A 24,116-nucleotide genomic window follows, 5' to 3' on the forward strand; every position below is an offset into this window, starting at 1 on the left:
CCGCAAGGTACAAAGGTCAGGTTGCTCCCCGAATTGCTGTTTAAAAGCGGGGTTACCGGTAGTGCGGAGCAACAAAATAAATTTTGGAAAAACAATAACCTGGTCGATACAAAAAAATACATCAAATCTGATAAAATATTTTCCGATTATCGTCTTGTTAAGTGGTTGTGCGAGTGTTCCCTTAAAAGAGGGGGGTACTCTTACTTCCTATAGTAATTTAAGTGAGCCGAAAGGAAAGTTTGCCAAGAAAAAACTTTACTTGAATTTTGGCGTGTTAAAAAAAGTAAGAACCGTAAGTATATTTCCGACGTCCTTTATAAATTCTGCTGAACGGCGCGTTGATAAAGTACAGGACAGAACCCTGCTGGCAAATGCGATTGATCGCGCTGTTTGTTACACTCTGAGTGAGAAATATAAAATTGTTCCTGCCGGTGAGCCGGCTGATCTCACAATCCGTACCGTTATTACCGATGTTGTGCCTACAAAGTCTGGTATTGCGGGCGCTGCAAAGGCGATTTCTATCGGTACAGCTATTGCCTTACCTGTAGGGGTTCCGCGATTACCGTTCGGGCTGGGCGGATTGGCTGTTGAGGCAGAGGCTACGGATCCGCAAGGGGCTCAGGTTGCGGCAATCGTCTGGTCGAAGGGGGCGAACTCATTCACCAGTGAGGCGCGTGTGTCGCAGGTGGGGGATGCCTATGATTTGGCTGCGGCTTTTGGTTCTGAGTTTTCCAGACTGATTATCGAGGGTAAAGAGCCGGGTAATTTTGACCTTCGTTTGCCGTCCGGATATGAAATTCGCACAAAACTGGGCGGAAGACCGGGATCGGCTCTTTGCGAAAATTTCGGTCGCCAACCGGGTGTTTTGGGGGCGATCGGCGCTTCATTGGGAGCGCCTCCGTCATGGACAGATAAAGGCTCTAAATCCCTCTCTGTGCCAAAACAAAGCAGCCTCTCTGCGCAATCAACACCCTGACAGGCATGACTATTTATAGCTTGGCACCTGCCACGTAACGTTGCCGTAATGTTCAGGCGGGATTGGTCATATGCTGACATATATAAACTTATTGAGGATATTATGCGTAATTATTTTGCGATAGGTCTCCTGATGGCGCTGATGGGCTGCGAGACAACAGACTATAGAGGCCGTTGTAACGAATACGGATTTCTTCCCGGAACAGATGCCTATGCGCAATGTGTGCAGCGCCTGGATATGTCGGATAAAGACCATTTGAGAAGGGCATATCCGCCTCCGGCATATGGTGTTCCTCGCGGGGATCTTCTCTAGTTCGGTTGTCCGTTTTTACTGACACGTTTTTAATGTGGTCAGCTAAGCGGCCCTGAAAACATGCTAAAAGTGTTGGTGTTCGCAATGTGCAATCAATTTGACTCTGATCATATCAATGGCGGCTCATGCATATTCTGATAGTGGAAGACGATCGTGAATTGGCGGCTTCGCTGAAGGCTATGATGGAGGCATCCATTGGTGTTGCGGACACATTTGACACCGTTGCAGATGCAGAATCTGCCTTGCTTGCTTTCAAATTTGATCTGGCAATTATCGACCGTCATCTTCTGGATGGTGACGGTCTGTCTCTGCTGCCCACTTTACGGCAGCTTCGGCCGCGGCCTGCTACCCTGATATTAACAGCATTAGATGATCCGGCTGATATTGTTGCGGCACTGGATAAAGGTGCGGATGAATATATCAGTAAACCATTTGAACCAATGGAGCTTATTGCCAGAGCGCGGGCTGTGCTTCGCAGATATAATCTGGATGAGACCGGATGCACGCAGTTCGGGAATTTATCATTCGACCTTATAAATCGTTCCGCCATGGTTGAGGGGAGTATTATGAATACTCCAAGACGTGAGCTTGCTATTTTGGAGGCGCTCATCAGACGGGCAGGGCGTGTTGTCCAGCGTGATAATCTGGAGGCATCAGTTTACGGCATTGATGATGAACTGGGTTCTAATGTCATAGATTCCCATGTGTCGAGACTGCGGCGGCGTCTGCGGGAAGCCAAGTGCAATGTAACAATACGCACTATACGCGGTATAGGTTACATGATGGTGCAGGAATGAAGTTCATGCGCTCCATCGCTTTTCCCGTTGCAGTCCTGCTTGTTATGGGCATGGCGCTGATGATGACAATCAGCACAATATTAACATTAGTGTTTTTATTGATATCTTCGGACACGGAAGGCCGGCAAACTGTACCGCTGGATATTCTGGGAAAACTCCTGCAGTCCAGTCAATCCTATACGTCGTCAGGCCAGCTTGAACTTAATATTGGCGGCATATCTGCCGATATTATTGGTTTTGCAGAGCAACAACCGGATTTTTGGTATCTGCTGAGTGACGGAACCCAGACGATAACCCATGGGGTTGTGCCTCCGTCTGTTCAGAATGCGCTTAATACAGTTCCGGCCCAAATATCTTCATTTCAGTTTCACTTCACAACGGGTGAAGTAACCTATCAAGGCCTGCGCCTGGTTGATGGTGCCAATCCTCAGGCATTTGTTGTGCTGGGTGGTATTTCATTTACCGGAGTGCAAACAACTTTCGTTGCATTATGGGGGATAGGCCCTCAGGGCTTGTATCATTTGCTTGGGGCTGTACTTGTCGCTACGGCGACGATTGCAGCGATAGCGGTTAAGCGTGTGATTGCCTCACCTGTAAGACGGGTTGTAAATTCTGCCGAGCAGATTGACGGCTTGCCCAATGGACGCAGGATTTCAGATCGTGATACCCCTTCAGAATTAAAGCCGATGGTTGCTGCGTTTAATACGGCTTTGTCGCGTATTGATGATGCGTTTGAAGCTCAGCGCTTTTTTCTTGCCAGTGCATCGCATGAGTTGCGAACGCCGTTGACCAAGCTGAGAATAAAACTTGAAAAGATAGAAGAGCCGGCAATACGCGATGTGCTGATACGGGATACGGCGCGTCTGGCTTCAATCGTTACAACTTCTTTGCAACTGGCGCGGTTGTCCGGACAGTCATTGGCATTTGCTCCGGTTGATCTCGCACATGCAGCCCGTCAAATCGTTGCTGAACATGTTCCGGCTGCTCTCAGGCAGGGCGTGGAGATTGAGTTCAAAGCACCTGAAGAACGGATAACAATTTCCGGTTCAGAGGCGGCGCTTCGGGTTGCGCTGGATAATTTAATCATGAATGCGCTGTGTCATGCGCAAGGAACAGAAACGCTGGTGATCGAAGTGCTTCATCCTTGCATATTGCGTGTTACTGACAGGGGGCCGGGTATTCCCGATGCAGAGCGGAGCAGTATGCTGAAGCCTTTCGTGAGAGGGGCGGGTACTGCGGTTGAAGGGGCGGGGATGGGACTTGCAATTGTATCCCAGATTATGAGCGCCCATAATGGATCGGTTGCATTATCCGATGCGACTGGCGGGGGATTGGTCGTGAGTTTGACCTTCCCCGCAGGTTAAGCGATCAATATCAAAGTGAATTTATTCTTGATATTATAGCTATGGCGATTGGCCCCCATAGTAAAGATACGGGTATGATCGTTAAAAGCATAAAATTTATTGCGGATCTGATTTTTTTATAAATCATAGATTTAATCCATTTGTTGAAATGGATTTGTCTGTGATTTCGTATGATGGCGTGGAAATCTTGTGATTATTTACAATATTTGCAAAGCAAATTCCGATGAATATTACGAAAATTTCGACTGGTTTTTCAGATAATTTTCTTGATAGTTTTCTTTTCAAAGAACATCTCCATCTCTATGTCACCTGCTTTTAGGTGAAGTATCGAATTGGAGTGATGTTTAGAAGCTGACTGTTACGGCAACATTACCTCTTTAAAGCCAGCTCTTGAACTTGAAACAAGTTGGTTATGATCGACAGAAATATGGGGTGTGAGAAGGAAGCGCAGATTAGGTTTATTATGCTCAAGAGCTAAGTTGCTTGAGAAGGGGGGAGAGGTTCCCCATTTCTGTACCCGCTATATCAAGCGAAGCTCTCGCAATTCAAGCAGGGGGTATCTGAATATTAGAAGTGAAAGACCATGCCTAATATCGGCCGTTTATTCGGGAAACATAAATGTCAGGCTTGTGCGGTATCCCCATGAAAGTTTCTTGTTTGCAGCAACCTCAAATCACTGGATTAAAGTGGCATAAACGAGATAACGAAACGGGCCTTGTGTAACCGCATCAAAGGGATAGCAGGTTGCAAGAACCAGCTGAGAACCCGCTGCGTGAATATCGATCTGCGCCTCATTCCAACGCGCAACACTCATTTGCGTGGCACGATAGGTATAAGTTTTGCCGTCAGTGCGGGTAATGCGAATAAGATCGCCTTTTTCAATATCTTTAAGAAAAGCAAAGTGCGTATCGCGATGTGCTGCATAAACTGCCGTTCCTGTCTCACCGGCTTTGGGTGTGTTCTGGAGATGACCGGGCCCAAAAGCCAGAGCTTGTCCGCTTACACCATTGAGAGCGATTGCTGATGCAGCCAGACGCGGCGCTTCGATACGCGCTACCGGCCATGTATCCGCCCATGCCCACGGTTTAACTTTTTCACCTGTTGCAATACTCTGGGTGAAAGCACGCTCAAGCAGGAATTGAGCTGCATAGGCTTTTGCATGGATCCACAGCCCCTGACTGAGAAGAAGAAGGCCGCAGGCCATCACCGCAATTGACAACAGGATGAGAGGGGAGCGCACCAAACTGCGCTCCTTTGCCTTTGTATCTTCTGCAACAAGAATACCCATCATGCATTCTCCTTGCGACGTGCCAACCAGAAGATGAGAAACCCGATAAACATAATGCCTAATCCCTGAAGCATATTCAGCATTGCCGGAGTTGCAGTTTGCGGCAGTGACATGACGGGTGCCGGAATATTCGGTGCGGCAGCACGGTTTTTGCCTCGAGCCAATATCTGCTCTTTGCCTGCATCGGCATGATCAAGCACGCTACGGTCTGCACGAGCACCGAACAGTGTCTCAAAGTCCCAACCGGCAGGAAGTTGCAGAGGAATGTCGGCGCGGGTGAGCGGGGTATTTGCTGGGCGGCTCGGTGTCTGATCAACGGCAACAAGACTTGTGAGACGTGTTACCAGATGATGCTCTAATGCGAGGCTGAGGATACGCGTATCGGCTGCCAGCTCGGTGATCTTGCCGAGCTTCATGTCCACTTCAGCATCGTCGATCTTGCGACGTGCCCAGATCTTGGAAATACCTTCCGCCGGACTGGCTGCATCAAGCGGCAGGGTCACTGTCCATGGACGGCTTCCGACTGTACCTTCAACCGTCATCGTACCGCTTACCTGTTTGGTACGTGCAGCGAGCACCAATGGTTCCCCCTGATAAAGATCAGGAAGCAGACCCGGCGTCAGGCTGATGCCCTCCTGTGAGAAACTGGTTTTTACATTGGTGACAACCGGACTTTCGAGTTTATCGAACAGTTCACGCATGCGCTGGTCAACTTCTTCCACCGCGCCGATATGTGTGAAGGTACCACGCCCAAGTTCAGATGCCTTGTTCATCAGATAGGTGTTGGGCGCCGAGCCGATGCCAACCATGAAGAGACGGGAGCGGTCGCGGCGGGATGCGATGACATCAAGCATTTGTCGTTCATTGCTGATTTCGCCATCGGTCAGAAACACGATCTGGCGCAAGCCATCCTTTTGGTGGCTGTCATCAAGTGCTGCGTGCAAAGCAGGCAGCATTTCTGTGCCGCCAACCGCTTCAAGCGCAGAGACATAGTCGCGTGCATTGGTAATATTGAGCGCTGTGGCTGGAACAGAGTCATCGAAAAACTTGCTCAGCGTGTCATCAAAACGGATGACGTTGAAACGGTCGGTTGGTTTTAAGCGGGAGAGGGCATAATCGAGACTGGCTTTGGCTTGCTTTATCGAAGTACCACCCATCGAACCGGAATTGTCGATAACAAAGATGATTTCCCGTGTTTCATTCACAGGGCTTTTGATGCGCGGCGGGGTTATGTAGGCCAGCAGATAATTGTCATTGCCAACATGTTCACGAAACAGGCCGACGGTAGGCATTTCGGATTCATCAGCCTGCCATTCGAGAACGAAATCACGATCGGCCGTGGCCTTGCCATCCAGAGTAATTGTTGAGGCCAGTTCGCCCTGCTGGTTGATTTTGACAGGGTGATACAGGCTCTTAATATTGGCGGCGGGGAAACCGGCTTTGAGATTGACACTGATAGTCACCGGATTAATGCGGTCTTCATTTGGCATAATCAGGGGTGTTTCAATAGCTCCGTTGTCTGAGCCATGCGCTGGTTTTGTTTTCTGCTGCCCCCAACCGCCCTGCATATCTGCGGTTTCAACAATCGGGTCGCTGTTTTCAGGATTATAGCGCGGTGCAACAACAAGCGGCACACGCATAGAAAAGCGATTATCGCTCAGGCGAACGGCCTGCTGATATTCGATCTGAATGACAAGTTTTTCATTCGGACCAAGGTTGGCAACCGCATTGGTGAAGATGTTGGGGCGCTGTTGCTCGATGAGAGCAGCCTTCTTGCCTTCGCTTTTCGCCTTCTCATAGATTTCGCGTGCTGCCTGTTTTTCCTTGATGTCGGCAACAATAACCCTGTCGCCGACAATCATCTTCAGGGAGTAGACCGCACTGTCTTCAGGCAGAGGGAAGACGTAAAGCCCTTCAACCCAGCCATTGGTCGGATTTTCAAAAACCTGACTGAGGCGGGCGCGGGCGGTGGGGCCGCTGACATCGATGTTGAAATCACTGGCAAGTCGTGGTGCTTCGATATATTGGCCAGCTTCACCGCTCTGAAGCAGAAGACTGCCGCTTTGCACCGCATTCGGTGTTACATAGACTGGCTGTTCAGCACGGGCGGAAGCCACGTTGAGAAGCGAAAGAACAACGGCCAAGATTGGCAGTAATAGCATATTCACAAACCAGATGAATTTGCAGAACCGAGACAGGCTGATTGCCCTTGCGTTGTTGTGAGAGTGTCTGATGGCAGGCGACATTGTAAGCTCCTGTATCTGTCGGATAACTGGAGACAATTTGCGCCGGAGTGCTGTTTCCTCACCAGCGTAAGCTTTGCCAAGTTTTGTCCGTACTTTGCCGCAAGCCACCTTGCAGGCTCCGCTTATGTGTGGAATTGTGAAGGAAAGTACGGATTCAGGAAGTTCTCATGTCTCAGCACGATGCGGTTTTGTCCGATCAATTGAATCTCCGCGTTGCTGAACGTGTGCGTGAGGAGATCGCGCGTCGCAGGATTTCGCGCCAGCATCTGGCGGATGAGGCACGTATCAGCCTCTCTACACTTGAAAAAGCGCTCTCAGGGCACAGGCCTTTCACGCTTGCGACGATCATCCGGCTTGAGCAGGCGATGGGATTTGAACTGCGCGATCAGACGGAAACAGAAAAGCCAAAGCCTGCTGCTGCCAACGGACATGCGGCGGAAGAACTTGGTGCCTATTCACGCGCTGCCGTTTCCTGGCTTGAGGGAACATTCCTCACGCTTCGTCCTTCTTTTGGTAATAGCAGCGATATTTTTGCTTATTGCACGGACATCGTCTGGGATGCCGGAAACACACATCTGAAATTTGAAGAACGCGAGCGTACCGACGCGTCATTTTCGCAGCACGGATGTGTCTCCGTTCCGCATCTCTCAGGTCATGTCTATCTTGTGACCAATACATCCGGACAGTACCGCATGGCGGTGCTTTCGCGCCCGAGTATCGCGGGTGAAATGTATGGTATTCTCACGACATTGCGTGCAGGGCAGGGCGCACAACTGACGCCGGTATCTGTGCCTCTGGCACTCATCCCGATAAGGGTTTTTGAAGCGCCGGTTTTTGGACGAATTACAACCGCAGATCAGGTCTATGATCAATATGCGCGGTTTCTTAACAAGACCATCGGCGATGGCTATGCAAGTTTTGTGATGCCGTCATAATCGGGGCTAAGGATAATCTATCCACCTCATTCTGTACGACCAAATCAATCACAGCGGAAATAGATATTACAACAAGACAGCCTGAGTAATTGCATCGGGTGGATGGCGGCTGCGGCAGATCATAAGGCATTGCCAATCTGGTGCTGCTTACGTGCGAGCTGTCTGCTTTTCTCCTGACGTCGTTTTAGCTGCAATGGTTCAGTCCTGAATGGTCTTCACTCGCGCAGGTGTGTTCACACTTTGAGACTTGGAGATATAAAAATATCTTTATATGCGCTTGACACTTCGTTGCGATTGCAGCTAGGTAGAGATGTCTAGGTTCTCCGGTCGTTGCCTGCAGCGTGCCGGAGCTAAGAGGGAAGCCGGTGCTCCGTATTATGCGGAAAAGCCGGCGCTGCCCCCGCAACTGTAAGCGGCGAGCTGACGTCCAGCATGTCACTGGGATTTTACCCGGGAAGACGGACGGAAGCGATGACCCGTGAGCCAGGAGACCTGCCTTGGCGAAAGAACGTCCACGGGCGGGGTGTCCCAGTGTGCCGTAGCGGAGGCCGCATCGCGGCCTGTACTGCTATGTGTCCGCAGACCCATGCCCCCCAACTCCATTGGGGCAGAATATGTCGCAGAACTTCAATTTCGCTATCAAGAGCGTTCCGTTTAACGAGGATTATCTTCCCTCGGAGAATACGCGCATCACCACCAATTTTGCCAATCTGGCCAGAGGCGCTCGTCGCCGTGAGAATCTCTGCAACACCTTGCGGATGATCGACAACCGGTTCAATGCCTTGGCGCATTGGGATAACCCCCAAGGCGATCGCTATTCGGTCGAGCTGGACATCATTTCCGTCACGTTGGGGATTGCCGGCGATGAATTCCCGCTGATTGAAATCCTCAAGACAACCATCGTCGACCAGAAAACCAATGAGCGCATCGACGGTATCGTCGGAAACAACTTCTCGTCCTATGTGCGTGATTACGACTTCAGCATCGTTCTTCCCGAGCACAATCAGAACCAGCCTATATTCAGTATTCCGGCCAATTTCGGCGATCTGCATGGAAAGCTTTTCAAATCTTTCCTGCGCTCAAAGACATATGCATCCCACTTCAGCAAAGCGCCCGTCATCTGCATCAGTGCCTCGACCAGCAAGACCTATCATCGCACTGACAATCATCATCCCATAATGGGCACCGAATACCGGCAGAATGAATCCTCGTCGACAGATCAGTATTTCGCAAAAATGGGGATGCAGGTTCGCTATTTCATGCCGGCAGGCAGCGTTGCGCCTTTGGCTTTTTATTTTATCGGTGACCTGCTTGGCGATTATTCCAACCTCGAGCTGATCAGCACCATCAGCACGATGGAGACGTTTCAGAGAATTTATCGGCCTGAAATCTATAATGCCAACGCTGCTGCAGGCGCGGTTTACCGGCCGAATTTGAAGCACGGGGATTATTCGCTGACACGCATTGTCTACGATCGTGAAGAGCGCAGCCGGTTGGCTGTGGAGCAGGGCAAATTCACCGAGGAAAATTTCATCAAGCCATACCGGACCGTTCTCGATCAATGGTCCGCTTACGACGTCGCCTGACTGAAACGAAACAGAGGTCACCTATCTTGAAAACACTTCTCCCTACATCGACCGCAGGCAGCCTGCCTAAACCCTCCTGGCTCGCCCAGCCTGAAAAACTCTGGTCGCCATGGAAACTGCAGAACGAGGAATTACTGGAAGGAAAGCGGGATGCCTTGCGGCTGTCGCTGGCCGACCAGCAACATGCAGGCATTGATATCGTCAGCGATGGCGAACAGACACGTCAGCATTTCGTGACGACTTTCATCGAACATCTCGACGGCGTGGATTTCGAGAAGCGCGAGACCGTGCGAATCCGCAACCGCTACGATGCGAGCGTACCGACTGTCGTCGGGGCTGTGTCACGCCAGAAACCGGTTTTCGTCGAGGACGCCAGATTTTTGCGTCAGCATACCACGCAGCCGATCAAATGGGCCCTGCCGGGTCCCATGACCATGATCGATACTCTCTATGATGCCCACTACAAGAGCCGCGAAAAGCTAGCTTGGGAATTCGCCAAAATCCTTAACGAGGAAGCCAGAGAGCTGGAGGCTGCTGGTGTCGACATCATCCAGTTCGACGAGCCTGCCTTCAACGTCTTCTTTGATGAGGTGAATGACTGGGGCGTCGCCACGCTGGAGCGCGCAATCGAAGGCCTCAAATGTGAAACTGCCGTGCATATTTGCTACGGCTACGGCATTAAAGCCAATACGGATTGGAAGAGTACGCTTGGTTCAGAGTGGCGGCAATACGAGGAATCATTCCCAAAGCTGCAGCAATCCAGCATCGGCATGATCTCGCTGGAATGTAAGAACTCCCACGTCCCGATGGATCTGATCGAGCTTATCCGCGGCAAGAAGGTGATGGTCGGCGCCATCGACGTGGCATCCAATACCATTGAGACGCCTGAGGAAGTTGCTCAAACTCTTCGAAAAGCGCTTCAATTTGTTGATGCTGACAAGCTTTATCCTTGCACCAATTGCGGCATGGCTCCGCTCTCCCGGCCCATCGCTATGGGTAAGCTTCAGGCCTTGAGCGCGGGCGCAGAAATCGTCCGCAGAGAACTCACTGCCTAGAGCATAATTCCTTAAATTTGGAGCAGTTTAAGGTAAAATTATGCTATAATTTAAAGTGTTAGAGCGAGTTTTGTGTGCCAGGTCTGGCACACGGCGCTCTCGTGCTGCAAGCAATGTCACGCGTTCAATAACAAATACGCGGTTTCACGAAATCTGCACTCCGGAGTTGGCCGTTAGAGCATTTCACAGTCAAGTTGGATCAACTTGACTTCTTGATTATGTCAAGTTGGATCAACTTGACGCCCGTGATAATGCGACCAAATAAAGAATCTAGAGCGAGCACTATGATCCAATCCGGACGTAAAACGCTCTAGCGGCCATCTCCCACACTTCAACCCGATACGGGGACCAAATGGATATATTTGATCAACCTCTGGAAATCGTGGACAGGGCGGCATTCCGCAATGGCATGTCGCGGCTCGGATCGGCCGTAAATGTCGTCACCACTGTTTTTGGGGGCAAGCGCTACGGCTTTACCGCCTCGGCGGTCTGCAGCGTCAGCGATACACCGGCAACGCTTCTTGTCTGCATCAATCGGACAAGCTCGTGTTTTCCGGCTTTTGACAACGCGCGCCATTTCTGCGTGAACACGTTGACGTCGGGTCAGGAGGAGATCTCGGATGTCTTTGGCGGCAAGGCGCCGGTTGCGGATCGGTTTGTGTTTGGCGAATGGGAAAAAGGTCTCACGGGTGTGCCGGTACTGGCCGACGCATCGGTAAGTTTCGAGTGCGAGCTCACCAATGCCATTGAGCAGGCGACGCACCGCGTCTTCTTCGGGCGGGTCATCAATATTCGTGAGAACGACGAAAAGGCAACTTTATTTTACTGCAGACGACGTTATTTCGGGGGCTAAAGAACCGTCTCGGCACTGTATCCGTCACTTGGCGCCCGCCGCGTCGAAGATGTATGAATGTCCGGTATGCCTAAGGCAGCGGTAAAGCCGAGATATCCGTGCTTTATAACTCCTGCTCGTGATTAAACATTTCGAATAGCAGAAAACGGCTTCAATTTCCGAAAAAACATGATTATATAACTCAACAATTAATTGAAACCCATCTGCCTCAGAGAGTCTCGCTTGCAAACCGTCGATCATAATAAGAAGGATGGGTCGTATTTCGTTGAGGTATTTTTCTCCGTACGAACAAGGCTGACAAAGGTCATTGACGGCTGCCTTAAAGACCGTGTGGAAACACAGGATCTTGTGCAGGACACTTTCGTCAGATTGTGGGAGCGAAAAGGTATTCTTGGTGATGTCAAAGATCTCAAAGGCTACTTTATACGCACCGGCCGGAATATTGCATTTGATTATCGCAGACGACTTCAACTCGCTCCCGTCATTGTCGATGTGCACGAGCTTGAGTGGGTTCAGGATAATGCGCCATCTGCCGAACAGCATCTCATTTCTCGTGAAGAGCTCCTGCGATTGCAGAAGATTATCGCGAACATGCCGCCACGTGCACAGCAGGTCTTTATTTTGTATCGTATCGAGGGCATGACATATGCTCAGATCGGTGCACAGCTTGGTATCTCGCCCAAAACAGCATTCAATCACATGGTTACAGCGCTTAAAAATTTGCAGGCTGAAAAATCATCTTTTGATCGTTTCTGACCGACGTTTTTTGCTTCGTGTCTCTTGCGGAAAACCGCTTCATATTTTCAGGATGCGTCCACGTTAAGCGGGCTCTGTTCAACGCTCTGATATTTTATCTGCCGGAAGTGAATTGTGTCTAAGTCAGAAGAAGAGAATATTTCCAATCAAGCGGCACATTGGTTTGCATTGCTTCTGGAAGAACATGTTGAAGAAGCTGAATTGGCAGGTTTCAGAGTCTGGCTGAAGGCTGATAGCCGTCATGCACAAGCTTACTCTCGGCTTGAACAGTTGTGGAGTAGTGCAGGTATGGTGCCGGATATATCCCAAACACAGCTTTCCCGGCGAAAACTGTTGAAGGGTGGCGCTACAGGCCTCGCATTGCTTTTAGCAGGCGGTGGGTATTATCAATTCAGTGTAAACCGGCCAGATTATTTTAGCGCAACCGGTAAGGTAGAAGCCGCGGTTTTGCCTGACGGATCGAAGCTGCGATTGTCGTCAGCGAGTTCGGTTTCAGTTCATTTTACAGAGCAGAAGCGTCTGGTGAAACTTATCGCCGGCGAGGCGTTTTTCGATGTTGCTCCGGATAGTGCACGTCCTTTTATGGTCAGCGCGATGCATGTGAACACCACAGCGCTTGGCACTGCTTTTTCCGTTCGCCACGAAGATGAAGGCGTAAGTGTTGTCGTCTCTGAACACTCGGTCAGAGTGGAGACCCCTTCACAGTCGGTACAGGTTGAAGAGCGTTATGCGGTGCGAAGTCGCGGGAACAATCTCAGCATTCCGGAACCAGCCGAGCTTGATACGAGGCTGTCGTGGCTTGATGGCCGTCTTGTCTTTATTTCCCGTCCGCTTGGTGAGGTTGTCAAAGAACTGGAACAATGGCAACGCGGAAAAATCATCATCACCGATGCTGCATTGGCACAAAGACCGGTAACTCTGATCATCAATATTGAAAGAACGGATCAACTCACGCAAAAACTCGCCGAGGTACTGCCGGTCCGCGTCGAAAACTGGACGCCATTACTCACCCTTATTCGTCCGCTTTAAATTATTTCATTTTTTCCATTTTTTGACCGGGATTTTTCGACCAGCTCTTCGTCCTTATAGATAGAGGAGCCTTTTAATATGGCCGAAATCTTTTGAAGGAGACGTTTATGCTGGCATTAGTAACACGAACTGGATCCGGTTCGAAAATCCAGCAGGTCTTCAAAACCACACTGCTTGCATCGGCATTATATCTTGCATTGGTGCCATATGGGGCGACAGATGCTTTTGCTCAGGCGACAACGCCTTACAGTTTCTCCATTCCGCCACAGCCATTGGCACAAGCGTTAGTCCGTTTTTCTGCGGTCACCGGCGTAGATGTTGCCTTTGATGGAGCGTTACCATCAAACATCCGTTCAAACACCTTACAGGGCACATATTCAGCGGCCAGCGGACTGGGGCAACTTCTTGAAGGAACAAATCTGACCTATCGGTTCAGCGGCGCTTCAACCGCACTGATAATCAATCCGGCTCAAACGTCCGGCAATCGTCTTGGTGCTGTCGATGAAGGTACTGTTCTCCTTGATACAATTACAATTTCGGGCGGAACCGGTATAAGCGCTGCGGACGCACCATATCAAACGCCAGGATCAAGCGCCTATATATCCGCTGATGAGATTGAAGCACGGCGCGGCACATCACCAGGGGATATTTTCTCAGGGATACCGGGCGTTCTGAACGGAGAATCGCGCAACTCCGGCGGTGTTGATGTCAATATTCGCGGTATGCAGGGGCAAGGCCGCGTACCGGTCATCGTGGATGGCGCTTCGCAGGAAGTGTCTGTGTATCGCGGTTATAACGGGGCACAATCACGTTCTTATATTGATCCTGATTTCATAGGTGGCATGGCTATTGAAAAAGGGCCAAGCAATGGTGCAGATGCTACCGGCGCAACGGGTGGTGTGGTGCGCATCAGCACAATCAAAGCGGAGGATATTCTTCTGCCCGGTGAGACTTTTGGTGCACGCCTCAAAGGAGGTTTTTTTTCCAATAGTTCGGGAGTTCCCGCTCTCGGTACGCCTGTGGGACAAGGCAGCAATAATGACACTGGTTTGGATCGTCCTGGCGCATTTGTCCCGACATCAGGCAATGGCAGTGTTGCCATTGCAAAAACATCCGAGAATTTCGATATAGTCGCAGCCTACGCCCGACGTAAAACCGGAAATTACCACGCCGGCACAGATGGATATGATGCCGACCTCAGCAAATTCCGCCCTGGCGAAGAAGTGCTGAATACATCGACAGACAATACATCCTGGATGTTAAAAGGGAATTTTCGCTGGGATGACGGACATTCGCTGGAGCTTGGCTATACTAAATATCTCAGCGAATACGGCGAGATCATGCCAACCCAATTATCTCTGTTTGGCGGTGTGCCATATCAGGGCTTTCTTAATAAAATTGATCTGGACACCTATACAGGTCGCTATGGCTGGAAGCCTGATGATAATGATCTCTTTGATGTGCGGCTTGATACATTTCTCACAAAAATGGATTTGCGTATCAATTCATCTTTGTATTCATCAGGCTACCCGATCGGGCTCGTCGATTATTATACAGGCCAGACACGCTGGGGTGCGACGCTTTCCAATACGTCTTTGTTTGCGACGAGCCTTGGTGATTTTTCATTGAACTATGGCACATCTTTCACCAGAGAGAATGTAGGTCTGCCGAGCGGCTACGAATTTGCATCAGCCGGTACAGCTGGTACTACGCCCGCACCACGAATGGGCAACCGCGAGGAATGGAGCGGTTTTGCCACAATGGACTGGCAGCCTCTTGATTGGCTGACACTCTCGCCAAGTCTGCGTTACTCCCGCTTTCATTCCTTTGATCGCGCGCCAAAGCTCTCCAATACCGGTGATCTGATATTCGGTTCACCCTTGGAGAGTGAATCATCGGGTTGGTCGCCGCTTGGCACGATCAAAATTGAGCCGGTCGATAATCTGCAACTCTATGCCAAGGCTGGCAGCGTGCTGCGATCGCCGAGTATTTTTGAATCTCTCACCAGCCTGTCCTTTACAGTTCAGCCTGATGAAAATCCTATCCGTCCGGAGCGCAATCGCACTGTGGAACTGGGTATGAATTACATGGCGGATGATGCTTTCTTGGCTGGCGATAAGCTTAGGCTACATGCCGCTTATTTCGATAACCATGTCAAGGATTACATCACCCGTGCAGAAGGCACCGGTGGTCTGAGACGCATCAATCTCGACTACGCTGATATGCGCGGTTTCGAAGTGTCCGGAGAATATGACACCGGCCAGTATTTCGGAGGGCTTGCCTGGAACCATTATACCCATGTCATGTTCTGTGCACCAGAAGGGGTAATGTCTGCACGCCATTCAACCTGTGCGCCGGGAGGAATCTATAATAGTTTTGCTGTTCAGCAAGTTCCGCCAAAGGATACTGTGGCCATTCATTTAGGGGGGCGTTTTCTGGACGACAAACTGACCCTTGGCGGACGTATGACCTATGTCGGAAAGCGTATGGTGAAAGGTCTTGGTGATGGTACAGTTGACACCGGTTTAACGAATATCCGCCCCGGCAGCTGGAACCCCTATGTGCTGCTTGATCTCTATGCAACCTATGAGCCGAATGAAAACGTACATATGCGTTTCTCGGTCGATAATGTTACAGACCGCTACTATATGGATGCGTTGAGTGCCTCGCTGATGCCTGCACCCGGACGCACTTTCCGATTTGATCTCACAATCAAGCCATCCCTTGAGGGAGCATATAGTGGCGACGGATCGCTGTTCTCAGGCTTGACCTCAACAAGCGAAACAGAAGCCGTTACGACGGACTGGACAGGCTTCTTTGTCGGGGCGAATATTGGCATGGACTGGTCGAAACTCAGCGGCACAACAACAGCCCTGAATGGCACATCCAATGCCCTTGCCGCCAATGAATCGGCCGCACTCGATCTCTCCGGTGCTTCCTTTGGCTTGCAGGCAGGTTATAATCACCAGTTTTCAAATGGTTTTGTTGCAGGCTTTGAAGCAGATATTTCAAAGCCGACATTTTCAGGCAATCAAACAACCTATTCAACTGAATCCGCAGATTATAAGGACGGCACCATCCAGTCAGTGCAGGATTATCAGTATGATGTCGCGGCTTCTGCCAAGGCGAAATTTGGCTACGCCTTCAACAGGATGTTTATTTACGGTACGGGCGGAATAGCACTGATGAATGAAGTGCAGACGCGGGATCAATATATTTCAACCGGCGCAACATCTTCTATGTTGGGTGGAACAGGAACGAAATTCAATTATTCTGAACAGGAAGAGGTAACCCGTCTCGGGTTCACACTCGGCGCTGGTATGGAATATGCTTTGAGTGATAAATGGTCGATAAAGGCTGATTATAACTACACAAGATTTAGTTCCAAAACATTCAATTTCGACGGTGCAGCTTCAGGTGTTGTTGCCCCCTATGATGAGCGTATTCGATGCGGTCGGGTTAACAGGCCTGCAGCATGTCCGCCAGGTTTCAACGGATTTCATAATGTCAGCTCAAGTGGTGCGGGCGCAAAAATCGACGGTCGTAAAGCCGAAAATAAATTGCAAAACCACAGCATCAAAGTGGGCTTGAACTATCGTTTCTGAGCGCACTCTTTTCAGAGATGTTGATGTATGCGGGCATTTCACCGTCAAGTTTAACTACTTGGCGGTGAAATGCTTTGTGTTCGAGGACGTAGCGTTCCTGTAACTTTCACCTGAACAGAATTCGGGTTTTGGTGGCTATAAGAGCTGGCTTGGTTTGCCTGAACAGTTTCGGGCGTTTCTGTAAGGCAGTTTATTAGTGCCCCTAACAATCACGGATAATTTCTGATTGCTGGTTTAATTTTAGAATATTGAAAATATAAGACGAGCTATTCATTTTATGGTGCTGCTTGCGCGTCTGATCGAAGTTGCAGCTATGTCCAGTTCTGGTCATCGGCAAATAAGTTGCGAACTGCTAAAATTGAGGCGAAATGGTCATGGTGATGGGTTGCGCTCTACGGCAGCTATACGGCTTACCTGAGTTTATAAACTGTGCCTAAAAAGGCACAGATGCAGTGAAATGTGCGACCGCAAATATGTCACTTGTGATGGTGTGTTCTGGTGCTGAGTAGCGGGCTGAATTTGCAAAGGTTCAATAAAATCAATATATAACATGATAAATTTCCTCATATTTTGTATGGGTAGTATAATAAGGCGTCGTTTAGGCTTAGAATAGGTCTAAACTTATGTTCTTGCTGGTAAAATTTCCTTTCTCTATAGCGATCTATCATCGGGCTGAATCAGTGCTCGATTGAAAGTTTCACCATTCTTCAGGACATTTTATCCTTCCATATGACGTATAGTTGGGAAAATATCGCAAGCCTGTATGCTGACGAGCGGGGGCGTTTAAAGCGTCTCCTTATTCAGCGAGGTTTGTCCGCCCACTATGCAGCAGATGCTGTGCAGGAAGCATTTCTGCGACTGCTGCGTACGCCGCGGGAAGACGTGCGGGACTTGCGCAGCTATTTACGTCGCACCGCTGTAACAGTGGCAATCGACCATCAAAGACGAGAGAAACGAAGGGCTGTATTTATAGATCCCTGTCTGGCTCTTCATGATAATATGCAGGATACCGCACCTCTCGCAGATGCCCTGATGATTTCACATGAAGAACTCGCATTGCTGGATGCTGCATTACTCGATTTGCCGCCGCGTTGTCGGGAGGTACTCATACTCCATAAATTCGAAGGGCTGAGATATAGTGAAATATCCGAGCGCCTTGGGATTGCCAAGAATACGGTCATGGTTCACATGGTGAAAGCGCTTGGTATATTGAGGCATCATATGAACGAGATTAATTCTGTTGGTGAATAGTTTTGAGTTCTCAATATGTGCAGAGCGGCGTGCCGAATAACGATGCAATTCATATTCAACTCTCAGACAGATTTTTTAATTTACATCCCTGTGACCTTATAAAGAAATTACCTGAACAAGCTTGCTGATGAAAAAAACTGATCCCGATAGCATCAATGATGAAGCTGTTCAGTGGTTTGTGCTGTTGCAGGATGATGATGTTTCACAGGCACAGCTTGATAGTTTTAAAACATGGCTTGAAGCTGCTCCGGAGCATCAAACGGCCTGGAATGAAGTTGCCCGTCTATGGAGTGGGCTGGATCATCTTGGCGAAAAATACACACCCGTTCATGGTGATACCGGTTACCCGAAAGCGGAGCTATCACACCGAAGCCGCCTATCATCATGGAAGGTGGTCGTGCTTGCTGCCTGCTTTGCATTGATAGCCGTTACAGGTTGGCAGCTCACACCGGCCGGTTTGATGGCCGATTATAATTCAGGTGTTGGTAAAAGGCAGATCGTGAAGCTGCAAGATGGCTCAGAAGTGGAGCTTGGCACTGCAAGTGCGATTGATGTCGATTTCAGTAAAGATCAGCGCATAGTGAGATTGATTGCGGGTGAAGCCTTCTTTTCAGTCACGAAAGACCAGCAGCGTCCCTTTATAGTCAAAGCGGAAGAGGGGCAGATACGTGTGCTTGGCACCGCTTTTAACGTCAAGATTGAAAATGGCGTAACGGTTGCTGTTACAGAAAATACGGTTGAAGTCAGTACGCCGTCCAATCAGGCTTCAAAGGTGACGAAAGGTGAAATGGTTCATTATGACAAGCACAGTTTATCACCCGTCCAGCCTGTTGATCTGGAGACTGTGCAGGCTTGGCGGCAAGATCAGCTCATCTTCAAAGATACCCCGCTGGACGAGGTGCTGACTGAAATTCAGCGTTACCGGAATGGCCGCATCCAGCTCTTCAGTGCGTCAGCAGGTAAACAACGCGTCACTGCAGTCTTTGATGCCAGACGGACTGACGAAGCACTGGATATTATAGCAGCCAGTCTCGGGCTGCAGATCTATAGAGCCACAGATCTGTTCGTGGGCATTACGTCAAAATAATTATCCTAAAAACATTCCGAACGACTAATTACTTTTGCCACTTCGCACGTCTTATTTATTAGGAGGCGTGATCCATGTCCGCTTCTGTGTAAGATGAAACGGAATTGTGGGAATGAAGAAAACAAAAAGCGCAACAATGAGCTGCCTGAATCCGGTGCTGTCAGTTTTGCTCGCAAGCACAGCCTTCTTTAGTGTCACTGCTACAGGCTCTGTTCATGCTCAAATACAGGCACCAATTAATGCCAGTATCAATATTCCCGCACAGCCTTTGTCTGCTGCATTAATCGCATTTTCACGCCAGACACAGATTGAAATTTTTGCCCCGACCTCATTGTCTGCAAACAAACAATCGTCTCCTGTAAAAGGCAATCTTGCACCTGAAGATGCATTGAAGGGGCTGCTTGTCGGTACAGGACTTCAATATAGGTTTTCCGGTAGCCGGTCCGTTGTTATCGAGGGCGCATCTGCACAGGATACAAATGCACCGGCTGAGGGGGCAGTGTTACTGGATACAATTACGGTCAGCGGCGGTTATCAGGAGGCGCGTGGTGCATTCGATGGCTACCTGGCAGGCTTAACAGCAACTGCAACCAAATCCGGCACGTCTTTGCTGGAAATCCCGCAATCAGTTAATGTGATTGGACGGGAAGAGATTGAAAGCCATACCGCGTCTCGCCTTTCTGAAACTTTGCGCTATACACCGGGTGTGGCCGTTGAAGCTGATGGCGTGGATTCACGTTTCGACTCTATTTCAATTCGCGGCTTTAATACTGAGAATGCAACCTGGCTCGACGGAATGGCCTATCAGGCCGGAGCCAGCCTTGGCAGCGGTAATAACTGGACAATTCCGCAGATCGACCCGTTCACTCTGGAAAGGGTTGAAATTCTTAAAGGGCCGTCCTCTTCGCTTTACGGCCAGCTTCCTCCCGGCGGTATGATTAACCAGCTTTCCAAGAGGCCAAACTCTGAGCAGTCTTCAACTGCTCAGGCCGGTGTGGATGGCTTTGGTAAGGGTAGTATAGGCTATGACTGGACCGGCCCGCTGACTGAGGGCATTGATTTCCGTATCATTGCCAAGCTTGGTGAGACCGGTGCACGTATTTCTGAAGGTGATCGTAAACGCACATTGATTGCGCCTTCCATCGCTTTTGACGTCGGTGAAGGTAAGCTGACATTACACGCTCAATGGCAGCGTGACCGCGGTGGTATTGAATATACATGGCTGCCAGCATACGGAACATTATGGAGCAATCCTAATGGCGATATTTCGCGTAAGCTTTTTACCGGTGACCCTGATTTTAATAGCTATGACCGGGATCAGACTATTGTCGGTTATGAATATGAAACACCGTTAGGTAATGACCTGACTCTGCGTCATGCTCTTCGTTGGTCGCAAGTCAAAACAGATCTGGAAATGGTACAAACCGACTTATGGTTTGATAATCCGGTTGATTGGGACTGGCGTACGATGGAGCGCTATGCCGTCAAAGCAACCGGTACTGCTAATAATCTGGTGAGCGATACATCCTTCAATTGGGATACTGATATCGGAGATACGCGGCACCGGTTTATCGCGGGCGTTGACTATGCTTCCAGCAAGTTTAATGCCACGCGACTATCTGGCGATGCACCATCTTTAGATTTATTCAATCCTGTCTATGGTCAGGGCGGGATCGGTAATTTTGAATTATTAAGTCACACGGATTCCAAATTGGATCAGCTTGGTCTTTATGTTCAGGATCAGGCTGAATTTGGTAATTGGCGGTTCCTCGCTGGCTTGCGCCACGACTGGACAAAAGCCCATGCAGATAATGAAAAGCGGCGCGGAAGTGAAATCATTGACCAGAAAAACAGTGCCCTCAGCGGAAGGCTGGGCTTGCTTTATCTGTTTGATAACGGCGTTGCACCTTATCTGAATTACGGAACATCGTTTCAACCGGTCGTTGGTGCCGACTTTGAAGGTGATGTCTTTAAACCAATGCGGGGTAAGCAATTTGAGGTTGGTGTCCGTTATGCACCATCCGATGATCTGCTTTGGAGTGCTGCACTTTTTGATACGCGCCAGACCAATCGTTTGACCGATGATACAATTAACGGCTGGCCATATCAGGTTCAGACGGGTGAAGTTCGCTCGCGTGGTTTTGAAACGGAGCTGAAAGCTGATCTGTCCAATGGATGGGGCGTGACAGCGGGCTATTCTTATGTGGATACCAAGATTACAAGCAGTGAAATCCTTGAGGAGTTGAATCAGCAGCTCATCTATTCCCCGCGCCATCAAGCCAGCTTGTGGGTGGATTATACTGTCCAGAACAGTATTCTAGAAGGATGGAAGATTGGTTCAGGCGTGCGCTATACCGGTTCAAGCCGTGGTGGTGACGTTGAAACACCATCGGGTTATGCCGGCATCAAAATACCGGGTTACACATTGATGGACTTTCGTTTGTCAGCACCGTTAAGCAAATTGCATGATGGTGCAAAGCTGAATTTCTCGGTGAGCAACCTGTTCGATAAAAAATATGTCAGTGGTTGTGGCAGTAACTGGACATGTGGTTATGGCTATGGCCGCACAATGCAGTTAACCGTTTCATCAACTTTCTAGAGCAATCCGCAGTCAAGTTGAATCAATTTGACTGCGGTGATAATGCGACAATCAAAAGATATTAGAGCGAGCGCAGTGGATACAATTAAACGCGGCACGCTCTAAAACAACAATGGCTATCATTGCAGCTTGACTGGCGGGGGCAAGTCAAGCTGCCTTTTTTAAGGTATATTCTATAGTGCCACGGCCATTGGTGTGCCGGATACCGGGTCAGACGCAACCATAACTTTAAGGCCGAAAGCCTCTTCCACAAGGGCAGGGGACAGTATCTCGCCGGGCGAGCCTGCCGCTATTACCCTGCCATCAGCAAGCGCAATCAAATTATCAGCATAACGGCACGCTTGATTAATATCATGCAAAACAGCCACAATGGTTTTGCCCTGTTTCCGCAATCTGACAAGTAATTGCATCAACTCAACCTGATGCGACAAATCCAGAAAGCTGGTTGGCTCATCCAACAGGATGATCTGCGTATCCTGAGCCAAAACCATTGCAATCCATGCTCTTTGCCGCTGCCCGCCGGAGAGTTCGGATAGTAGCTTGTCGGCAAGGCCTTCCAGACGTGTCGCTGACAGAGCAGTGGCAACGGCCTCATGATCTTTCCGGCTATAGCGGGGGAAGAATGACTGCCAGGCAAAGCGTCCGCGAGCTACCAGTTCCGCAACAGTAATACCTTCCGGTGCGATGGGAGCTTGCGGTAACATGGCTACGTTTCGAGCCAGTTCTGACGGACGCATATTTGTAATACTGCACCCGTCTAATGTAACGCTACCCGCTGCGGGGCGTATGAGATTAATAATACTCTTTAAGAGTGAAGACTTGCCGCAACCATTTGCCCCGATGATCGCGGTAAAGTGCCCGTCCGGTATGGCAGCATCAATCCCCTTGAGCGCAGTATGGTCATTATATGAGACCCATAATTTGTCTGTGCGTAAGCGTGCTTTCATTACCATTGCGTGGTTTTCCTTGCCAATAACCAGACAAACCAAATGCCGCCAAAACAAAGCGTGACAACACCGACTGGTACTTGTGTCTGTCCCAGGCCATGTTGAGCAATCATGTCCGAAGCTGATAATAAAGCTGCACCGGTTAATGCTGCCAGCAAAGGCGCTGTACCGGCACTGGAAGCCAGTTTACTCGCCAGTTGTGGCGCAACCAGTGCGATAAAGGCGATTGGCCCGACAATCGCCGTTGCCATAGCCGATAATGAAACACCGGCAAAGATCAGCAGACGCCGTGTTCGTTCAACCGATAACCCGCTTGCTTGTGCCAGTTCATCACCGAGTTCCAGCTGTCTGAGCGCGCGGGTGAGTAATAGTGATGCCGGAATTAACATAGAAAAAATAAGCGTCGCAGCAATTAATTGCCGCATTTCTACACCGCTGAGCGAGCCTGTGCCCCAAACAGAAACCGCCACGGCTGTTTCAGGTTCTGTTTGTAATAACAGCCATTGACTGAAAGCAAAAAGCAACTGGCCGATGCCAATGCCGATCAATATCAGGCGAAAGCCCTGCACACCGTTTTTCCATGCAAGGCTATAGACAAGGATTGCAGCAATCATGCCACCCGCAAGAGCCCCTGTAGCGGTTGCAATAAAACCACCGCCGGTCAGAAGAAGCAGCATCGCTCCGGCATAGGCACCGGCATCAAAGCCGATAATATCAGGGCTACCTAACGGATTGCGCAATAAGGATTGGAAAATGGCGCCTGAGAGTCCCAGTGCAGCCCCGATCAGGACAGCGAGGCCCGCGCGGGGCAACCGCCATTCCCGAATAACCATTGCTATGGTTTCATCACCTTTGCCCAGTAAGGCCGACAGCACTTCACGGGGTGTTACCGGAAAATCACCAAGGCATAAGACGCTGATAAAAATGACAAGAGTTGCCGCGAATAATAAGATGCCGGTCAGATAGGCACGGTATATTTGTTTAACGGGCTGAAAACTATTTCTCATGAGTTCAGCCTGCCGCCGCGCCGCGCCAGAATAATCAGGATCGGGGCACCCATCGCCGAGGTGACAAGGCCATCCGGATAGTTTCTATGGGGTATGGCAAGAAGGACAGCTACTGTTTCTCTGTCACGATCATACGGACGCATTGATGTTTTCGGAACTGAGGGCAGACCAAGAATACACCACGATTGTTGATCTAAGCGCGCACGAAATGCGGCTTGCCGGAGAGGACGATTGGGTGTCTTGTCCTACAACTACAGCGTCTTGAGCATAGTCTCAGTTTGGAACGCAAGACATTCATCAATATTTTAATGATTACAACCGCTTACCCCTCCCCGCCATTAGGTTCTTCTACAGGGAGGGGTATGACCCGCGGTGCCGACGCAGCGCAGTATTTGAGCGAATTTTACTGGTTTATTTTTGCAC

The 24,116-nt window shown here is 49.7% G+C and carries 18 protein-coding genes and 1 riboswitch; of the genes, 13 read left to right on the forward strand and 5 right to left on the reverse strand.

The window, feature by feature from the left end; genetic code table 11:
• Nucleotides 1-61 precede the first annotated feature (61 nt).
• From K1X45_RS13280 to K1X45_RS13290, 3 genes are all read left to right on the forward strand, one after another.
• Entirely contained in the window at nucleotides 62-976 is a 915-nt protein-coding gene (locus K1X45_RS13280; RefSeq protein ID WP_255560417.1) for a DUF3313 domain-containing protein, read from the forward strand.
• 437 nt (nucleotides 977-1,413) lie between these two features.
• Nucleotides 1,414-2,085, forward strand: a complete 672-nt coding sequence (locus tag K1X45_RS13285) for a response regulator transcription factor (protein WP_116086772.1) — start codon at nucleotides 1,414-1,416, stop codon at nucleotides 2,083-2,085.
• Between the two features lie 44 nt (nucleotides 2,086-2,129).
• Nucleotides 2,130-3,449, forward strand: a complete 1,320-nt coding sequence (locus K1X45_RS13290) for a HAMP domain-containing sensor histidine kinase (RefSeq protein WP_220159113.1) — start codon at nucleotides 2,130-2,132, stop codon at nucleotides 3,447-3,449.
• A gap of 673 nt (nucleotides 3,450-4,122) precedes the next feature.
• On the opposite strand, the gene K1X45_RS13295 is transcribed toward K1X45_RS13290, so the two are convergent.
• Entirely contained in the window at nucleotides 4,123-4,737 is a 615-nt protein-coding gene (locus tag K1X45_RS13295; RefSeq protein WP_220160505.1) for a class GN sortase, read from the reverse strand.
• Nucleotides 4,737-6,983, reverse strand: coding sequence for a marine proteobacterial sortase target protein (locus K1X45_RS13300; protein ID WP_220159114.1), 2,247 nt, complete (start codon nucleotides 6,981-6,983; stop codon nucleotides 4,737-4,739). Before K1X45_RS13300 ends, K1X45_RS13295 begins: the two co-directional genes overlap by 1 nt.
• 167 nt (nucleotides 6,984-7,150) lie before the next feature.
• On the opposite strand from K1X45_RS13300, the gene K1X45_RS13305 reads away from it, so the two are divergent.
• The 10 genes from K1X45_RS13305 (at nucleotide 7,151) to K1X45_RS13350 (ending at nucleotide 21,739) form a co-directional block, all read left to right on the forward strand.
• Nucleotides 7,151-7,918: a helix-turn-helix transcriptional regulator gene (locus K1X45_RS13305; protein WP_220159115.1), complete on the forward strand. Its 768-nt coding sequence runs from the start codon at nucleotides 7,151-7,153 to the stop codon at nucleotides 7,916-7,918.
• Nucleotides 7,919-8,217: 299 nt separating this feature from the next.
• A riboswitch (cobalamin riboswitch) is annotated at nucleotides 8,218-8,433 on the forward strand.
• Nucleotides 8,434-8,532: 99 nt separating this feature from the next.
• Nucleotides 8,533-9,504: a DUF1852 domain-containing protein gene (locus tag K1X45_RS13310; RefSeq protein ID WP_220159116.1), complete on the forward strand. Its 972-nt coding sequence runs from the start codon at nucleotides 8,533-8,535 to the stop codon at nucleotides 9,502-9,504.
• A 26-nt stretch (nucleotides 9,505-9,530) separates the two neighbouring features.
• Complete coding sequence (locus tag K1X45_RS13315) at nucleotides 9,531-10,559, forward strand: methionine synthase (protein ID WP_151158481.1); 1,029 nt, start codon at nucleotides 9,531-9,533, stop codon at nucleotides 10,557-10,559.
• A 352-nt stretch (nucleotides 10,560-10,911) separates the two neighbouring features.
• Nucleotides 10,912-11,412, forward strand: a complete 501-nt coding sequence (locus K1X45_RS13320) for a flavin reductase (RefSeq protein WP_220159117.1) — start codon at nucleotides 10,912-10,914, stop codon at nucleotides 11,410-11,412.
• A 222-nt stretch (nucleotides 11,413-11,634) separates the two neighbouring features.
• Complete coding sequence (locus K1X45_RS13325) at nucleotides 11,635-12,168, forward strand: RNA polymerase sigma factor (protein WP_220159118.1); 534 nt, start codon at nucleotides 11,635-11,637, stop codon at nucleotides 12,166-12,168.
• 114 nt (nucleotides 12,169-12,282) lie between these two features.
• The gene (locus K1X45_RS13330) at nucleotides 12,283-13,197 is read left to right on the forward strand and encodes a FecR domain-containing protein (protein WP_220159119.1); all 915 of its coding nucleotides are present in this window, start codon (nucleotides 12,283-12,285) and stop codon (nucleotides 13,195-13,197) included.
• A gap of 107 nt (nucleotides 13,198-13,304) precedes the next feature.
• Nucleotides 13,305-16,802: a TonB-dependent receptor domain-containing protein gene (locus tag K1X45_RS13335; RefSeq protein WP_220159120.1), complete on the forward strand. Its 3,498-nt coding sequence runs from the start codon at nucleotides 13,305-13,307 to the stop codon at nucleotides 16,800-16,802.
• A gap of 729 nt (nucleotides 16,803-17,531) precedes the next feature.
• Nucleotides 17,532-18,053 carry an RNA polymerase sigma factor gene (locus K1X45_RS13340; RefSeq protein ID WP_220159121.1) on the forward strand — a complete coding sequence of 174 codons (522 nt, stop codon included), beginning with the start codon at nucleotides 17,532-17,534 and terminating at the stop codon, nucleotides 18,051-18,053.
• A gap of 127 nt (nucleotides 18,054-18,180) precedes the next feature.
• Entirely contained in the window at nucleotides 18,181-19,140 is a 960-nt protein-coding gene (locus K1X45_RS13345; protein ID WP_220159122.1) for a FecR family protein, read from the forward strand.
• Between the two features lie 112 nt (nucleotides 19,141-19,252).
• Complete coding sequence (locus K1X45_RS13350) at nucleotides 19,253-21,739, forward strand: TonB-dependent siderophore receptor (RefSeq protein ID WP_220159123.1); 2,487 nt, start codon at nucleotides 19,253-19,255, stop codon at nucleotides 21,737-21,739.
• A 173-nt stretch (nucleotides 21,740-21,912) separates the two neighbouring features.
• Here the strand turns inward: K1X45_RS13350 and K1X45_RS13355 are convergent, their stop codons facing one another.
• From K1X45_RS13355 to K1X45_RS13365, 3 genes are read right to left on the reverse strand one after another with little or no spacing between them, the layout of a single operon-like run.
• The gene (locus K1X45_RS13355; RefSeq protein ID WP_370627039.1) at nucleotides 21,913-22,692 is read right to left on the reverse strand and encodes an ABC transporter ATP-binding protein; all 780 of its coding nucleotides are present in this window, start codon (nucleotides 22,690-22,692) and stop codon (nucleotides 21,913-21,915) included.
• The gene (locus K1X45_RS13360) at nucleotides 22,686-23,693 is read right to left on the reverse strand and encodes an iron chelate uptake ABC transporter family permease subunit (RefSeq protein WP_220159124.1); all 1,008 of its coding nucleotides are present in this window, start codon (nucleotides 23,691-23,693) and stop codon (nucleotides 22,686-22,688) included. The genes K1X45_RS13355 and K1X45_RS13360 overlap by 7 nt, the downstream gene beginning before the upstream one ends.
• Nucleotides 23,690-23,836 carry a hypothetical protein gene (locus K1X45_RS13365; RefSeq protein ID WP_220159125.1) on the reverse strand — a complete coding sequence of 49 codons (147 nt, stop codon included), beginning with the start codon at nucleotides 23,834-23,836 and terminating at the stop codon, nucleotides 23,690-23,692. The genes K1X45_RS13360 and K1X45_RS13365 overlap by 4 nt, the downstream gene beginning before the upstream one ends.
• Nucleotides 23,837-24,116: the final 280 nt, after the last annotated feature.

It is taken from the genome of Pseudochrobactrum sp. Wa41.01b-1, from assembly GCF_019464455.1.
Lineage (GTDB): Bacteria > Pseudomonadota > Alphaproteobacteria > Rhizobiales > Rhizobiaceae > Pseudochrobactrum > Pseudochrobactrum saccharolyticum.

Excerpts from the sequence above, each read along its gene's own strand:
- K1X45_RS13285 (WP_116086772.1), top strand. The coding sequence starts at position 1,414 with ATGCATATTCTGATAGTGGAAGACGATCGTGAATTGGCGGCTTCGCTG.
- K1X45_RS13290 (WP_220159113.1), top strand. The coding sequence starts at position 2,130 with ATGGGCATGGCGCTGATGATGACAATCAGCACAATATTAACATTAGTG.
- K1X45_RS13295 (WP_220160505.1), bottom strand. The coding sequence starts at position 4,737 with ATGGGTATTCTTGTTGCAGAAGATACAAAGGCAAAGGAGCGCAGTTTG.
- K1X45_RS13300 (WP_220159114.1), bottom strand. The coding sequence starts at position 6,983 with ATGTCGCCTGCCATCAGACACTCTCACAACAACGCAAGGGCAATCAGC.
- K1X45_RS13305 (WP_220159115.1), top strand. The coding sequence starts at position 7,151 with ATGTCTCAGCACGATGCGGTTTTGTCCGATCAATTGAATCTCCGCGTT.
- K1X45_RS13310 (WP_220159116.1), top strand. The coding sequence starts at position 8,533 with ATGTCGCAGAACTTCAATTTCGCTATCAAGAGCGTTCCGTTTAACGAG.
- K1X45_RS13320 (WP_220159117.1), top strand. The coding sequence starts at position 10,912 with ATGGATATATTTGATCAACCTCTGGAAATCGTGGACAGGGCGGCATTC.
- K1X45_RS13335 (WP_220159120.1), top strand. The coding sequence starts at position 13,305 with ATGCTGGCATTAGTAACACGAACTGGATCCGGTTCGAAAATCCAGCAG.
- K1X45_RS13340 (WP_220159121.1), top strand. The coding sequence starts at position 17,532 with ATGACGTATAGTTGGGAAAATATCGCAAGCCTGTATGCTGACGAGCGG.
- K1X45_RS13345 (WP_220159122.1), top strand. The coding sequence starts at position 18,181 with ATGAAAAAAACTGATCCCGATAGCATCAATGATGAAGCTGTTCAGTGG.
- K1X45_RS13350 (WP_220159123.1), top strand. The coding sequence starts at position 19,253 with ATGAAGAAAACAAAAAGCGCAACAATGAGCTGCCTGAATCCGGTGCTG.
- K1X45_RS13355 (WP_370627039.1), bottom strand. The coding sequence starts at position 22,692 with ATGGTAATGAAAGCACGCTTACGCACAGACAAATTATGGGTCTCATAT.
- K1X45_RS13360 (WP_220159124.1), bottom strand. The coding sequence starts at position 23,693 with ATGAGAAATAGTTTTCAGCCCGTTAAACAAATATACCGTGCCTATCTG.
- K1X45_RS13365 (WP_220159125.1), bottom strand. The coding sequence starts at position 23,836 with ATGCGTCCGTATGATCGTGACAGAGAAACAGTAGCTGTCCTTCTTGCC.